This is a genomic window from Streptomyces sp. UF-297 (assembly GCF_058245575.1).
Window position 1 is genome coordinate 20711 of the sequence record NZ_JBSIBZ010000003.1, and the last position, 13753, is coordinate 34463.

The 13753-nt window shown below is 72.5% G+C and carries 11 protein-coding genes and 1 pseudogene; 10 read left to right on the forward strand and 2 right to left on the reverse strand.

Annotated elements, in window-relative coordinates; translation table 11 throughout:
- Positions 1 to 15: 15 nt before the first annotated feature.
- From AC4IJH_RS03065 to AC4IJH_RS03085, 5 genes and pseudogenes are all read left to right on the forward strand, one after another.
- A complete protein-coding gene (locus AC4IJH_RS03065) occupies positions 16 to 1230 on the forward strand; it encodes a YihY/virulence factor BrkB family protein (protein WP_490849897.1) in 1215 nt (404 codons plus the stop codon).
- Positions 1231 to 1311: 81 nt separating this feature from the next.
- Positions 1312 to 2412, forward strand: a complete 1101-nt coding sequence (locus AC4IJH_RS03070) for a calcium:cation antiporter (RefSeq protein WP_490849898.1) — start codon at positions 1312 to 1314, stop codon at positions 2410 to 2412.
- A gap of 322 nt (positions 2413 to 2734) precedes the next feature.
- Positions 2735 to 3841, forward strand: a pseudogene (gene rsgA / locus AC4IJH_RS03075) (ribosome small subunit-dependent GTPase A); the annotation flags it as partial.
- 82 nt (positions 3842 to 3923) lie between these two features.
- Positions 3924 to 5498 carry a DNA-3-methyladenine glycosylase 2 family protein gene (locus AC4IJH_RS03080; protein ID WP_490849899.1) on the forward strand — a complete coding sequence of 525 codons (1575 nt, stop codon included), beginning with the start codon at positions 3924 to 3926 and terminating at the stop codon, positions 5496 to 5498.
- Positions 5476 to 5991, forward strand: coding sequence for a methylated-DNA--[protein]-cysteine S-methyltransferase (locus AC4IJH_RS03085; RefSeq protein WP_490849900.1), 516 nt, complete (start codon positions 5476 to 5478; stop codon positions 5989 to 5991). The genes AC4IJH_RS03080 and AC4IJH_RS03085 overlap by 23 nt, the downstream gene beginning before the upstream one ends.
- A 16-nt stretch (positions 5992 to 6007) precedes the next feature.
- On the opposite strand, the gene AC4IJH_RS03090 is transcribed toward AC4IJH_RS03085, so the two are convergent.
- On the reverse strand, positions 6008 to 6490 hold the full coding sequence (locus AC4IJH_RS03090; protein ID WP_490849901.1) for a DUF456 domain-containing protein: 483 nt from the start codon (positions 6488 to 6490) through the stop codon (positions 6008 to 6010).
- A 557-nt stretch (positions 6491 to 7047) separates the two neighbouring features.
- On the opposite strand from AC4IJH_RS03090, the gene AC4IJH_RS03095 reads away from it, so the two are divergent.
- The 5 genes from AC4IJH_RS03095 to AC4IJH_RS03115 all read left to right on the forward strand — a co-directional run bounded on the left by AC4IJH_RS03095 (position 7048) and on the right by AC4IJH_RS03115 (position 12593).
- Complete coding sequence (locus AC4IJH_RS03095; RefSeq protein ID WP_490849902.1) at positions 7048 to 8082, forward strand: protein phosphatase 2C domain-containing protein; 1035 nt, start codon at positions 7048 to 7050, stop codon at positions 8080 to 8082.
- A 143-nt stretch (positions 8083 to 8225) separates the two neighbouring features.
- A complete protein-coding gene (locus AC4IJH_RS03100; protein ID WP_490849903.1) occupies positions 8226 to 9968 on the forward strand; it encodes a pyruvate dehydrogenase in 1743 nt (580 codons plus the stop codon).
- A 143-nt stretch (positions 9969 to 10111) separates the two neighbouring features.
- Entirely contained in the window at positions 10112 to 10897 is a 786-nt protein-coding gene (locus AC4IJH_RS03105) for a hypothetical protein (RefSeq protein ID WP_490849904.1), read from the forward strand.
- Between the two features lie 243 nt (positions 10898 to 11140).
- The gene (locus AC4IJH_RS03110; protein WP_490849905.1) at positions 11141 to 11887 is read left to right on the forward strand and encodes a hypothetical protein; all 747 of its coding nucleotides are present in this window, start codon (positions 11141 to 11143) and stop codon (positions 11885 to 11887) included.
- 262 nt (positions 11888 to 12149) lie between these two features.
- A complete protein-coding gene (locus tag AC4IJH_RS03115; RefSeq protein WP_490849906.1) occupies positions 12150 to 12593 on the forward strand; it encodes an ATP-binding protein in 444 nt (147 codons plus the stop codon).
- A 66-nt stretch (positions 12594 to 12659) separates the two neighbouring features.
- Here the strand turns inward: AC4IJH_RS03115 and AC4IJH_RS03120 are convergent, their stop codons facing one another.
- Positions 12660 to 13745, reverse strand: a complete 1086-nt coding sequence (locus tag AC4IJH_RS03120; RefSeq protein WP_490849907.1) for a DUF2637 domain-containing protein — start codon at positions 13743 to 13745, stop codon at positions 12660 to 12662.
- Between the last annotated feature and the right edge of the window lie 8 nt (positions 13746 to 13753).

The window sequence follows — 13753 nt, forward strand, 5'->3', positions numbered from 1 at the left end:
GGATACGGTAAGGAGGTGCAGCCAGCAAAAGAACCGACCGCGGGGCCATCCGGCCGACTGCACAGGGCTCGCGTCCTGTACCGAAATGTGTCAAAACGCCGCCTGGTCTGGCTGCTCCTGAAGGACACCGTCAACTCCTGCATGGCCAACCGGGTCACGGGCCTGGCGGCGGAGGCGGCGTTCTTCTGTCTGGTATCGCTGCCCCCGCTGCTCCTGGGACTCATCGGCCTGCTCGGCTACATGAAGCCCTGGATCGGCCAGGACACCATCGACACCATCCGCCAGAACATCCTCGCCGCCTCCGACACCGTCCTGTCCGACAAGGGCGTCGACGAGATCGCCCGGCCGCTGCTGGACGACGTCTTCGGCGGCCGCCGCCCGGACGTGATCTCGCTCGGCTTCGCGCTCGCCCTGTGGTCCGGCTCCCGGGCCCTGAACGTCTTCGTCGACACCATCACGATCATGTACGGCCTGGACGGCAGGCGCGGCATCGTCCGCACCCGCCTGCTCGCCTTCGCCCTTTATCTCGTCGCGCTCGTCGTCGGCGCGGTCGCGCTGCCGCTGATGGTCGTCGGCCCCGACACCGTCGTGAGCTGGATGCCGGCCAGCGAGGAGATCATCCGGCTGCTGTACTGGCCGGTCGTCCTGATCCTGTCCGTCGCCTTCCTGACGACCCTGTACCACGTGTCCGTCCCCGTGCGCTCGCCCTGGCGCGAGGACATCCCCGGCGCCGTCGTCGCGCTGGGCATGTGGGTCCTGGGCAGCTTCCTGCTGCGCATCTATCTCGTACGGACCGTCGAGGGCCCCACCATCTACGGCTCGCTCGCGGCGCCCGTGGCCGTCCTGCTGTGGATCGGGGTGTCCGCGTTCGCGGTCCTGATCGGCGCCGCGGTGAACGCCGCCATCGACCGGGTCTGGCCGTCGGTGGCCACCGCCGCGGGGCGCGCGGAGAAGGAGCGGCGGGCCCGGGAGGAGGAGCGGGCGCAGCGCCTGGCCCACGCCGCGGCCGAGGACGCGGCACAGGGCCTCGCGCCCCGCGCCGACGGCGGTGACGATGACGCCGATGCCGGGAACGACGTCGAGGACGACGATGACGGGGACGACGCGGCGGACGAGGACGGCACGCCGCCGCCCCCGGCCCCTTCCGAATACCCCGAGCGCTGGGCCCAGTTCCTCCCGCCCCAGGACCTGCGCTCGCGCCTCATCAGCCCCTCCCGGCGCCGCCACTGACCCCGCCGGGACCCGCGCTTATACTCCTGCCGCCGAAGTCCCGCAACGCATTTCCGCGCCCGATCTGCGAAGCTCGAACGCATGATCGCCAGACTCCGCTCCCCACTCCTCCACTGGACCGTCCTCGTACCGGCCCTGGCCGCCGTGGTCCTGGCCCTGACCTGGGGGCGATCACTACCGGCTGTCGCGGTCGCCGTGGTGAGCCTGTGCCTGGCCGGCGCGGTGCTCGCCGCGGTGCACCACGCGGAGGTGATCGCGCACCGCGTCGGCGAGCCCTTCGGGTCCCTGGTCCTGGCCATCGCGGTGACCATCATCGAGGTGGCCCTGATCGTCACGTTGATGGCGGACGGCGGTGAGAAGAGCAGCGCACTGGCCCGTGACACCGTCTTCGCCGCCGTCATGATCACCTGCAATGGCATCGTCGGCCTGAGCCTCCTGGTCGGCGCGCTCAAGCGCCGGGTCGCGGTGTTCAACCCCGAGGGCACCGGCGCCGCCTTCGGGACGGTGGCCACCCTGGCCGGGCTCAGCCTGGTCCTGCCGACCTTCACCACCTCCACCCCCGGCCCGCAGTTCTCCTCCGCCCAGCTGATCTTCGCCGCCCTGGCGGCCCTGATCCTGTACGGCCTGTTCGTGACGACCCAGACCGTGCGGCACCGCGACTACTTCCTGCCCGTGACGACCCAGGGCAAGGTCATCGACGCCGAGGAGCACGCCGACCCGCCCACCACCAAGGTCGCCCTGAGGAGCCTCGGCCTGCTCGCCGTCGCCCTGGTCGCGGTCGTCGGACTGGCCAAGGCGGTCTCCCCGACCATCGAGTCCGGCGTGGCCGCGGCCGGCCTGCCCTCCTCCGTCGTCGGCGTGGTCATCGCCCTGCTCGTCCTGCTCCCCGAGACCATCGCCGCCGTGCGCGCCGCCCGCCGCGACCGCGTCCAGACCAGCCTCAACCTCGGCCTCGGCTCGGCCATGGCCAGCATCGGCCTGACCATCCCCGCGGTCGCGGTCGCCTCTATCTGGCTGGACGGCCCCCTCGTGCTGGGCCTCGGCGCGACCCACATGGTCCTGCTCGCCCTCACCGTCCTCGTCGGCACCCTGACCGTCATCCCCGGCCGCGCCACGCCCCTCCAGGGCGGCGTCCACCTGTCCCTGTTCGCGGCCTACCTCGTACTGGCCGTCAGCCCCTGACGCACCGGGCACGGGACGGCACACGACGAGAGGACGCACCGCACAAGAACACGCACCGCGCGAGAGCGCGAAAAAAGGTTGGCGCGGCCCGAGGGCGGGTGGCTAGGGTGGGCCGCGCAGAGAACGACGGCATGCGATGTGCTGCCGTCAGCCGTGTCGTACGACCAGGAGGTGAGGACCGATGACTGTCGTCGCGCTGGGCGCTGCCCACCACCAGGACTTCATCCATCCCACCTCCGTGGTCTCCGGCTGACACCCACCTCTTCTTCCGTACGCGCCCTCGCGGCGCGCGGCCGGGGCCACCCTTGTGAAGGGTCTCCCCTTGAACAAGCTCGACCTGACCGACGCGCACCCCCTGCACGCCTACGGCTGGGACTACGGGTTCGCGCAGAGCTTCACCTCCTTCGCCGAGCAGGGATATCTGCCCGGCCGTATCGTCCGCGTGGACCGTGGCCGGGTGGATGCCGTCGTGCCCGACGGCGACGGCGTACGCACCGTCCTCGCGGACACCGCGCTGGTGGCCACCAGCGATCCGATGAAGGTGCCGTGCACCGGCGACTGGGCCGCGATCGACCTCGGCAACGGGGCGCTCGGCGTGGTCGTACGGGCGCTGCTGGCGCGGCGCACGGCGTTCGTGCGCTCCACCTCCTCCAAGCGCTCCGAGGGCCAGATCCTCGCCGCCAACGTGGACCACGCGGTCATCGCGGTCTCGCTCGGCGCCGAACTGGACCTCGGGCGCATCGAGCGCTTCACCTCCCTGGCCTGGGAGAGCGGCGCGCAGCCGCTGGTCGCGCTGACCAAGGCCGACCTGGCGGGCGACCCCACCACCCTGGCCCACCTGGTCTCCGACGTGGAGGCGGTGGTGCCCGGTGTACAGGTGCTGGCCGTCAGCGCCGAGCTGGGGGACGGCCTAGAGGTGCTGTCCGCCGTGCTCGCCGGCGGTACGGCCGTCCTGCTCGGGCAGTCCGGCGCCGGAAAGTCCACGCTGGCCAACGCGCTGGTGGGACAGGGCGTCCAGGACGTCCGGGCCATCCGCGACCGGGACGGCAAGGGGCGGCACACCACCACCACCCGGGATCTGCTGCCGCTGCCGTACGGCGGGGTGCTCATCGACACCCCGGGGCTGCGCGGCGTCGGCATGTGGGACGCCGAGGCGGGCCTGTCCCAGACCTTCTCGGACATCGAGGAGCTGGCCGGGCAGTGCCGCTTCCACGACTGCGCGCACACCTCGGAGCCGGGCTGCGCGGTACTCGCCGCCGTCGAGAGCGGGGCGATGCCCCAGCGCCGCCTGGAGAGCTACCGCAAGCTGCTGCGCGAGAACCGGTGGATCGTGGCCAAGACGGACGCCCGGCTGCGCGCCGAGATCCGCAGGGGCTGGCGGCAGCAGCAGGCGCTGGGCCGGCACATGATGGAGCGCAAGCGCGGTCCCTCGGGCGCCGCCGCCGGCCCCGAACGCGGCGTCCGATTCCCGCCAGTGGACGCCCGCCCGGTGGCGCACACTGGATCGCGTGATGGACGACGAGACCAGGTACGAGGCGGTGTCCAGCCGGGACGCCCGGTTCGACGGCGAGTTCTTCTTCGCCGTGGTGACCACCGGCATCTACTGCCGCCCGAGCTGCCCGGCCGTAACGCCCAAGCGCGAGAACGTACGGTTCTTCCCCTCGGCCGCCGCCGCCCAGGGCGCGGGCTTCAGGGCCTGCCGCCGCTGCCGGCCGGACGCCGCGCCGGGCTCCGCTGAGTGGAATCTGCGCGCCGACCTGGTCGGGCGGGCCATGCGGTTCATCGGGGACGGCGTGGTGGACCGCGAGGGCGTCCAGGGGCTGGCCCGGCGCCTGGGCTACAGCTCGCGCCAGGTCCAGCGGCAGCTGACCGCCGAGCTGGGTGCGGGCCCGGTCGCCCTGGCCAGGGCCCGGCGCGCGCACACCGCGCGGGTCCTGCTGCAGACCACCTCGCTGCCGGTCACCGAGCTGGCCTTCGCGTCCGGCTTCGCCAGCATCCGGCAGTTCAACGACACCATGCGGGAGATCTACGCCGGTACCCCCAGCGAACTGCGCGCCGCCGCCGGCGGCCCGGCCCGCCGGGAGGCCAAGTCCGCGGCGGGCACCAAGACCGACGCCCCCGCCGGGATTCCGCTGCGCCTCGCCTACCGCGGCCCCTACGCCGCCCGCGAGATCTTCGACTTCCTCCAGGCGCGCGCCGTACCGGGCGTGGAGGAACTGCGCGGCGAGCCCGGGGCCCGTACCTACCGGCGCACCCTGCGGCTCACCTACGGCAGCGGCATCGCCGAGGTCGACGAGCACACGGGCGCCGCGCAGCGCCGCCGCCCGCGCGCCGGGCTGGTGTGCCCGGCCGCGCGGGGCGCCGACGGCGGCTGGCTGGAGTGCCGGCTGCACCTGAGCGACCTGCGGGACCTGTCCATGGCGGTGCAGCGGATGCGCGGCCTGTTCGACCTGGACGCCGATCCGTTCGCGGTCGCCGAGCGCCTGGGCGAGGACCCGCTGCTGGGCCCGCTGGTCGCCCGCCGCCCCGGCCTGCGCTCTCCGGGCGCCGCCGACCCCGGGGAACTGGCCGTACGGATCGTCCACGGCGGCCCCGCCGAGCGGCTCGCCGAGCTGGTGCGCACCTACGGAAAGCCCCTGGACGCGCCGGACGGCACGCTCACCCACCTCTTTCCCGAACCCGCCGTCCTGGCGCGGGCGGCGGCCCTGGACGAGCCGGTGCGCGCGCTGTGCGCGGCCCTTGCCGACGGGGCCGTCCCGCTCGACGCGGGCGCCGACCGGGACGCCGCCGAGCGGGCCCTGAAGGCCCTGCCCGGCATCGGCCCGCGAGCGGCCGCGTACATCCGGATGCGGGCGCTGGGCGACCCGGACGTGGGGCCGGACGGCACGGACGAGCAGTGGCGGCCCTGGCGCTCCTACGCCCTGCACCACCTGTGGGCCGAGGGCCTGCTGGAGACCGGGCACATGGCCCGGGACGAGAACGCACACGACCCGCACGACACACACCGCGCACCCGGCACACCTGCCGCACCCGGCGCATCCGCAGAAGAGGACACCAGCACCCATGACGCTCTACTCGCTGCTTGAGAGCCCGGTCGGAACCCTGACCGTGACCGGCGAGCCCTCGGCGGACGCCCCCGGCGGCACCGCGCTGACCTCGCTGTCCGTACCGGGCCAGAAGGGCGGGGTGACACCGGCCGCCGACTGGGCGTACGAGCCGGGCGCCTTCGCCGAGGCCGAGCGGCAGCTCAAGGAGTACTTCGCGGGGCAGCGGCGGCGGTTCGACCTCGCGTACGCCGACCGGGGCACGGACTTCCGCACCCGGGTGTGGGACGCGCTGGACGCCGTTCCCTACGGCGCCACCACCACCTACGGCGAGATCGCCCGCCGTATCGGCGCCGCGCGGGCCGCCGTACGCGCCGTCGGCGGAGCGATCGGCGCCAACCCGCTGCTGATCCTGCGCCCCTGCCACCGCGTCATCGGCGCGGACGGCACACTGACCGGCTACGCGGGCGGCCTGGAGCGCAAGCGCGCCCTGCTGACCCTGGAGGGCGTCCCCACGGACGCCACGGGCGCCTGACACCGGGCCATCCGGCTCAGCCCCACAGCGTCGCGCCGATCCACGCGCCCACCACCAGCAGGCAGGCGGTCAGCTCGATCAGTACGCCGATCCCGATCGCCCGCATGGCCGTACGCGTGGCGGCCCAGGCGTCGCCGTGGCTGCCCAGCCGGTCCCGTTCCTGGAGGTAGAGCGCGCCGACCGAGCCCACCACGACCCCGATCACCGGCAGCACGAAGAAGCCCGCGATGCCGGCCACGCCGGACAGCAGCAGCGTCCGGTACGGGGTGCCGGCGGCGCGCAGGCTGCGGGCGGGCAGCAGCCACTTGAGGGCCTGGTTGAGCAGCAGTACGGCGGTGGCGCCGATGAGCACGCCCCAGGCCGGGGTGGTCTGCACGGTCAGCGACCACCACAGCACGGCCGCCCAGACGATCGGGGGCCCGGGAATTCCCGGTACGAGCACCCCGAGCAGGCCCAGCAGCATGACCAGGCCGACCGCGACCAACTGCCAAAGGCCCATGTCCCCAGCCTGCCGGAAGCCGCGCCGACGCGCTCCCCGGCGGTACCCCGCCCGGCCTGCGGCCCCGCGCCCGGCGGACCGCTCCGGCGCCCTGTTTCACAGGCGCACATGCATGGACAATACGGTCCATGAGCCAGCAGGGGGAAAGTCGCGGCCACGAGGACGACTGGTGGCGGCAGTTGTACGAGGACGACGACGGCGGCCCGGGCGACACCGGCCCCTCGCCCGCACCGGACTCACTCGACGACCGCTTCAACTCGGCCTACCGGGCGGTGAGTTCACCACCGCCGGGGGAGTGGGAGGGGGAGCCTCCCGGGGAGGGGGAGCCGCCGGGTGCGGAGGCCCCTCCCGACGCCGCGGGTCCCCCGGATGCCGCACCCCCAGTACCCCCAGTACCCTCGGCGCCCCCAGTGCCCCCTGCGCCTCCCGCGAGCCCGGCGAGCCTTCCTTTCCCGCCCGCGCCCCCACCCCCGCTCACCGAGCCACACCCGCCCGTCCCCCCGCCCCCGGACCCCGCGACCCGCCTCGGCCCTCCCGACACAGCCCCTTCCGCCCCTGTGGCACCGCTCATCACCCCCACCCCCGGCCCGGCCCCCTCCGTGGCCTTCGCGGGCGGCCCCCTGCCGGCCGGTTTCCCGGTCCGCGAGGGCGAGCCCGTCGTCCTCCCCGCCGCCGACCCCGACGACCTCGCCGACCTCGTCCCCGACACCGAGCTGGACGGCGCCCGGTACGGGACCCTGACGCTGCGCGCCGCCTCGCAGCGCGGCGACGGCGCCCGCCACAGCGGCGAGCCGCGCCGGGACGCGCTGCTCACCGCCCGCTTCGGCACCGGACGCCAGGCCCTGGTCCTGGTCGCCGTCGCCACCGGCGGCCCGCGCGCCGAGGGCGCCCACCGCGCCGCCCGCGACGCCTGCCACTGGATCGGCGGCTCCGTGGGGCGCAGCCGCACCCGTCTGGCCGAGGACCTGCGCACGGGAAACCGCGCGGCGCTCAAGTCCGGGCTGCAGCGGCTCACCGACCGTACGTACGGAAAGCTCAGGGCCCGCGCGGGCGAGCTGGGGGCGGAGCCGGAGGAGTACACCGCCGCCCTGCGCTGCCTGCTGCTCCCGGCCGACCCCGACTGCCGTACCCGGGTCTTCTTCGGCGTGGGGGAGGGCGGGCTGTTCCGGCTGCGCGAGGGCGTGTGGCAGGACCTGGACGCCCGGCCGCCGAAGGAGCAGGCGGGCGACGTGTCCGGTGTATCCGGCTTCGGGGACGGGCCGCCGCCCGGCCTGCCCGGCATACCGCCACAGCGCGGCGGCGGGGAGACCCGCCCGACGATGGACCTGGGCATCACCACGCCCGGCGTCCCGGGCCCGCGGCCCCGCCCGTTCCGCTTCCGGGCCTCCGTGGCGCGCCCCGGGGACACGCTCCTGCTGTGCAGCGCCGGGCTCGCCGAGCCGCTGACCGAGGAGCCCGAGTTCGCCGCGTACCTGGCGGGCCGATGGGCGGCGGACGAGCCGCCGGGCCCGGCGGCCTTCCTGGCCGACACCCAGCTTCCGGTGGCGGCGCACTCCAAGGACCGCACCGCCGTGGCGGTCTGGGAGTGCTGACGCCCGCTGCCGCCCGCGCCCGCTCATGCCCGGGCGGTCAGTGGTAGAACCGAGAGGAATCGGATGAAGGCAGGAAAACTCACCAACCGGCTGTAGCGGATTCGGGGGCCGGGCGGCCGGGGAGCCGAAGGAGCGAGGGCGAGATGCCGAAGCAGACCGTGGCCGAGCAGTTCGTCGACATCCTGGTGCGGGCGGGGGTGCGGCGGCTGTACGGCGTGGTCGGCGACAGCCTCAACCCGGTCGTCGACGCGATCCGCCGCAACTCCGCGATCGACTGGATCCAGGTCCGCCACGAGGAGGTCGCCGCCTTCGCGGCCGGCGCCGAGGCCCAGATCACCGGGAAGCTCGCCGCCTGCGCGGGCTCCTGCGGCCCCGGCAACCTCCACCTCATCAACGGCCTGTTCGACGCCCACCGCTCGATGGCCCCGGTCCTCGCGCTCGCCTCCCACATTCCCTCCAGCGAGATCGGCACCGGCTACTTCCAGGAGACCCACCCCGACCGCCTCTTCGCGGAGTGCAGCCACTACAGCGAGATGATCTCCAGCCCCCAGCAGATGCCGCGGGTCCTGCAGACCGCCGTCCAGAACGCCATCGGGCAGAGCGGGGTCGCGGTCGTCTCGCTGCCCGGCGACATCGCGGCCCAGCAGGCCCCCGAGCGCTCCATCGAGCACGCCCTGGTCACCTCGCGGCCCTCCGTACGCCCCGGTGACGCCGAGATCGAGCAGCTGGCCCGGATGATCGACGAGGCCGACAAGGTCACGCTGTTCTGCGGCAGCGGCACGGCCGGTGCGCACGCCGAGGTGATGGAGTTCGCCGAGCGGGTGAAGTCCCCCGTGGGGCACGCGCTGCGCGGCAAGGAGTGGATCCAGTACGACAACCCCTACGACGTGGGCATGAGCGGCCTGCTCGGGTACGGCGCCGCCTACGAGGCCACCCACGAGTGCGATCTGCTGATCCTGCTGGGCACGGACTTCCCGTACAACGCCTTCCTCCCCGACGACGTCAAGATCGCGCAGATCGACGTACGGCCCGAGCACCTCGGCCGCCGCTCGAAGCTGGACCTGGCGGTGTGGGGCGATGTGCGCGAGACGCTGCGCTGCCTGACGCCGCGCATCGAGCCCAAGCCGAGCCGGAAGTTCCTGGACCGGATGCTCAAGAAGCACGCCGACGCCCTGGAAGGGGTCGTCAAGGCCTACACCCGCAAGGTCGAGAAGCACACCCCGATCCACCCGGAGTACGTCGCCTCCGTCCTGGACGAGGAGGCGGCCGAGGACGCCGTCTTCACCGTCGACACCGGCATGTGCAATGTGTGGGCGGCCCGCTATCTCAGCCCCAACGGCCGCCGCCGGGTGATCGGTTCGTTCACCCACGGCTCGATGGCCAACGCGCTGCCGCAGGCGATCGGCGCGCAGTTCGTCGACCGCGGCCGCCAGGTCGTCTCGATGTCCGGCGACGGCGGATTCACCATGCTGATGGGGGACTTCCTCACCCTGGTCCAGTACGACCTGCCGGTGAAGGTCGTGCTGTTCAACAACTCCTCTTTGGGAATGGTGGAGTTGGAGATGCTGGTGGCGGGGCTCCCCTCGTACGGCACCACCAACCACAACCCCGACTTCGCGGCGATCGCGCGGGCGGCCGGTGCGTACGGCGTGCGGGTGGAGAAGCCCAAGCAGCTGCGCGGCGCACTGCGCGACGCCTTCCAGCACAACGGCCCCGCCCTGGTCGACATCGTCACCGACCCGAACGCCCTCTCCATCCCGCCCAAGATCAGCGCGGAGATGGTCACCGGCTTCGCCCTGTCGGCCAGCAAGATCGTTCTGGATGGCGGTGTCGGCCGAATGGTGCAGATGGCCCGCTCCAATTTGCGCAACGTCCCCCGCCCCTGACCTGCGGCGGCGGAAGCGGGGCGGGCGGGGCCCGGGGGCCCGTACGGGTGGAAGAGGTGCCCTGGACGAGGCGAGTGCGGGCCGTCACGGAATATTCACATTTAGTGATGTTCAGCCTCGCTCACCTCAGAAAGGGCATTTCTATGTCCCTGCACCACCAGCCCCGCCGCACTCGTGGCCGCGCCGTCGCGCTGGCCGCCGCGGTCGCCGTCGTCGCCTCCCTCGCGGGCCCGGCCGCCGCCGCGTACGCCGCCCCCGCGCCCGCCCCGGCCCATGCCGCCACCGCCCTGCCGAAGGGCGACTCCCCGCTGCTCGGCGCCGGTCTGTCTCTCGACCTCAACGCCGCGCTCAACCTGGAGGCCAAGGGCATCGTGACCGCCGCCATCGGCGGCGCAGTCGAGGCCGACGGCGCTGTGCAACTGAAGGTCGCCAAGGGCAGCAAGCTCTCGTACGACAAGCGCAAGAAGGGTGTCCGTGGCAAGGTCGCCCTCAAGGGCGGCATCCAGCTGGCCAAGGGCGCCAAGAAGGTCGCGATCTCGAACCTGATGGTCGACATCAGGACGGGCGTCATCACGGCCAAGGTCGGTGCCAAGGCGAACGTCCAGATCGGCATGGTCAACGAGGCGAAGAGCGCCGAGGTCGTCCTGGAGGAGGGCACCACCACCGCCACGATCAAGCTCGGCAACCAGGGCATCAAGCTGGACGCCAAGGCCGTCGCCGAAATCGGTGCCTCACTCGGTGCCTGCCTGGACGTGGACGCCGATGTCGACGTGGACGCCGCCCTGGACGTGGACGTCGACCTGAAGGCGGGCACCAAGGTCAACGCCGACCTGGTCGTCGCGCTCGGCCTGGACGCCGACATCGACCTGGACCTCAATGTCAGCGCACTGCTGGACCTCGGCCTGGACCTGGACATCAGCCTGCTCTAGGCCCCCGCACCGCACGTCTCCCTTCGCCGAAGCCCGGTCCCGCCACGCGGGGCCGGGCATTCGGCCTATCGGGGCGGCGGAATCGTAAGGTGGGAAACTTTCGCCTGCTGCGGTTGGTCACGTCGGATGCCGCCGTACGGGTGGAAGCGGAGGCCGGGCGGAGGACTCGACACGGACGCGCGGAACTGTCCCCGTGAGTGACCGTCAGATCAACCCGCTCCCCCGAAGGGATCCGTGAGGTTCATGCCTTCCCAGTCCGCCCGCACCCCCCGCCGCTTCCGCCGCAGCGCGGCCCTGGCCTGCGCCGTCGCCGTCGTCGCCGCGGTGGCCGGCCCCGCTGCCACCGCGTACGCCGCCCCCGCCCCGACGCGGGCCAGCGCCCCGGCGTCCGTGCCGACCACCGACTCACCGGTCGTCAAGGGCGTCACCACGCTCGACCTCAACGCGGACCTCGGCCTCAGCGGCCGGGTCTCGCTCAAGGTGGGCGGCGGCAAGGTGATCCACTCCAACAAGCAGATCCACGGCGGCACGATCCTGCTGAACGGCGACGTCGTGCTGAAGGGGAACGGCAAGTCCGCCAAGGTGACCAACCTCAGCGTCGACATCGCCAGCGGTCTGGTGAAGGCGAAGATCAACGGCAGTCTGATCCTCCTGGGCAAGATCGACACCAGCACCCTGCGCTTGCGCTCCAACCCCGGCGACAAACACGTCTACGTCAACGTCGGCTTCAGCGACGAGAACAACATCGAGCTGACCGCGGAGGGCGCGGCCAAGCTCAGCGGCCTGCTGAGCCTGGATCTGAACGAGGGAGACGTCCTGCTCACGGGCGTCGTGGCCGCGGGCCTGAACCTGGACGCGAAGCTGGCCGCCGACCTCAACGTGGACCTGGAAGCCATCGTCGAGGCGGGGGTCGACGTCGATGTCAGCCTCGACACCGACATCGACGTGAGTCTCGACCTCGACCTAGGTCTGAGTCTCAGCCTGCTCTGACCGCGGGCGCGCCGAGCGCGGATGTCCGGCCCCTACTTGCTGGGGGGCCGGGCATCCGCCTTTTCGTGCCGGGGCCTTCCCGCGGGTGACCGCCGCCTGTCCGGCCCATGGCCAGCACTTGTCCACAGGGTGGCCGTAGGCGCGGTGGCCGATATTGGTACGGACCCGCCCGGCCCGCGAAGCATGGCGCGCACCCCAACGGGCATGCATTTCCGTGAAGAAGTTCGAAGGGGAGGACAAGCAAGCTAACGGGGCGGGGAGGATGAAGCGTCAGATAGCGCGACGCACTGCGATCGACGGCGGAGCCGGGCGGACCGGTCTGCGACGGCCGGGGATCCTGGAACGCACGGTGCGGCACAAGGACCTGACGGCGGTGGCCGAGGTCCGCAGGGAATTGCGCAGGCTGCTGCGCCACTGGGGGGAAGCGGGCCGCGCCGACATCGCGGAGCTGCTGACCAGCGAACTGGTCACCAACGCCCTCGTGCATGCGGACGGGGGCGCTGTCGTGACAGCGACGGTCTCCGACCGGCTGCGCGTGGAAGTGCGCGACTTCGTGGGCCGGCGCCCGACGGTGCGGGCGGCAACGTCCGACGGGACCTCGGGAAGGGGGTTGATGCTGGTGCACTCCCTCGCGGACTCGTGGGGTGTGCGCGCCCACGGCGTGGGCAAATGCGTGTGGTTCGAGCTCGGCAGCGGACCGGCCTGATCGCCGGGACCCCATGGTGCGGGTCCGGCGGAAAGGCACGTGGTCTGTGGCGCGGTCCGCCGCCGTTCAGCCGAACTGCCGCTCGATCTCAGCGAGTTTCTCCTCCAGGGAGTCGAGACGGGGGATCGTCTGGGTGTCGTCCTCCGCAGTGAGATCCACTGTGGTGCGTGAGGGTTGACCCGTTGGTTCGGAATTCGATCCGTTCACGGCCTTGAGGGCTCGACGGGAGCGCACGGGAAGGGTTCCGGTAGGCAGCTGGTCCTTTTCGGTGGCTATAGCAGGTTCCGTACCGACCTGTTGCGCGGCCGATGCCGGTGAACCCTGTGTGACTTCGACCTGACGGCCGGAGCGGCCATGGCCCCAGGAGCGGTGCTGCCGGTTGATCGCCTTGATGCGGGCGCGGTCGAGCTTGTCCTGTTCGCGCCTGCGGTGACGGTTCTGCTCCTTTTGCCGGCGGTCCTCCCGCACTTCCTCCACCGCGTCATCCAGCGTCCGTACGCCTTCCAGCAGCATCAGCGACCAGGCTCCGAAGGTCTCGCGGGGGGCGCGCAGCCAGCGGACGACCCGGATCTGCGGGAGAGGGCGGGGTACCAGTCCCTGTTCGCGCAGGGCCGCCCTGCGGGTCTGCTTGAGCGCCCGGTCGAACAGGACGGCGGCGGACAGTGACATGCCGGCGAAGAACTGCGGTGCGCCGTCGTGGCCCAAGCCCCTTGGCGCGTGCACCCAGTTGAACCAGGCGGCGGCCCCGGCGAACAGCCACACCAGCAGGCGCGAGCCCAGTGCCGCGTCGCCGTGGCTGGCTTCCCGTACGGCCAGGACCGAGCAGAACATCGCCGCTCCGTCGAGCCCGAAGGGGACCAGGTACTCCCAGCCCCCGGAGAGGCTCAGGTTCTGCTTGCCGAAGCCGACCAGGCCGTGGAAGGACAGTGCGGCGGCGACCGCCGCGCAGCAGAACAGCAGGACGTAGGAGGCGGTTCCGTAGATGGCCTCTTTGCGGCGGCGCCGCTCCTCGTTGCGCTCCCAGGACTCGTCGCCCGAGGTTTTGTCGGTGGAGCGCTTGCCCCGCAGGACCACGGCCACCGCCGCCAGTACGCCGACGAGCAACAGGGCCCCGGGGAGCAGCCAATCCATCGATATATCGGTCATTCTCATTCCGGTAT

Coding starts and splice junctions, on each gene's coding strand:
- AC4IJH_RS03070 (WP_490849898.1), top strand. CDS start 1,312: ATGATCGCCAGACTCCGCTCCCCACTCCTCCACTGGACCGTCCTCGTA.
- AC4IJH_RS03080 (WP_490849899.1), top strand. CDS start 3,924: ATGGACGACGAGACCAGGTACGAGGCGGTGTCCAGCCGGGACGCCCGG.
- AC4IJH_RS03085 (WP_490849900.1), top strand. CDS start 5,476: ATGACGCTCTACTCGCTGCTTGAGAGCCCGGTCGGAACCCTGACCGTG.
- AC4IJH_RS03090 (WP_490849901.1), bottom strand. CDS start 6,490: ATGGGCCTTTGGCAGTTGGTCGCGGTCGGCCTGGTCATGCTGCTGGGC.
- AC4IJH_RS03100 (WP_490849903.1), top strand. CDS start 8,226: ATGCCGAAGCAGACCGTGGCCGAGCAGTTCGTCGACATCCTGGTGCGG.
- AC4IJH_RS03105 (WP_490849904.1), top strand. CDS start 10,112: ATGTCCCTGCACCACCAGCCCCGCCGCACTCGTGGCCGCGCCGTCGCG.
- AC4IJH_RS03110 (WP_490849905.1), top strand. CDS start 11,141: ATGCCTTCCCAGTCCGCCCGCACCCCCCGCCGCTTCCGCCGCAGCGCG.
- AC4IJH_RS03115 (WP_490849906.1), top strand. CDS start 12,150: ATGAAGCGTCAGATAGCGCGACGCACTGCGATCGACGGCGGAGCCGGG.
- AC4IJH_RS03120 (WP_490849907.1), bottom strand. CDS start 13,745: ATGAGAATGACCGATATATCGATGGATTGGCTGCTCCCCGGGGCCCTG.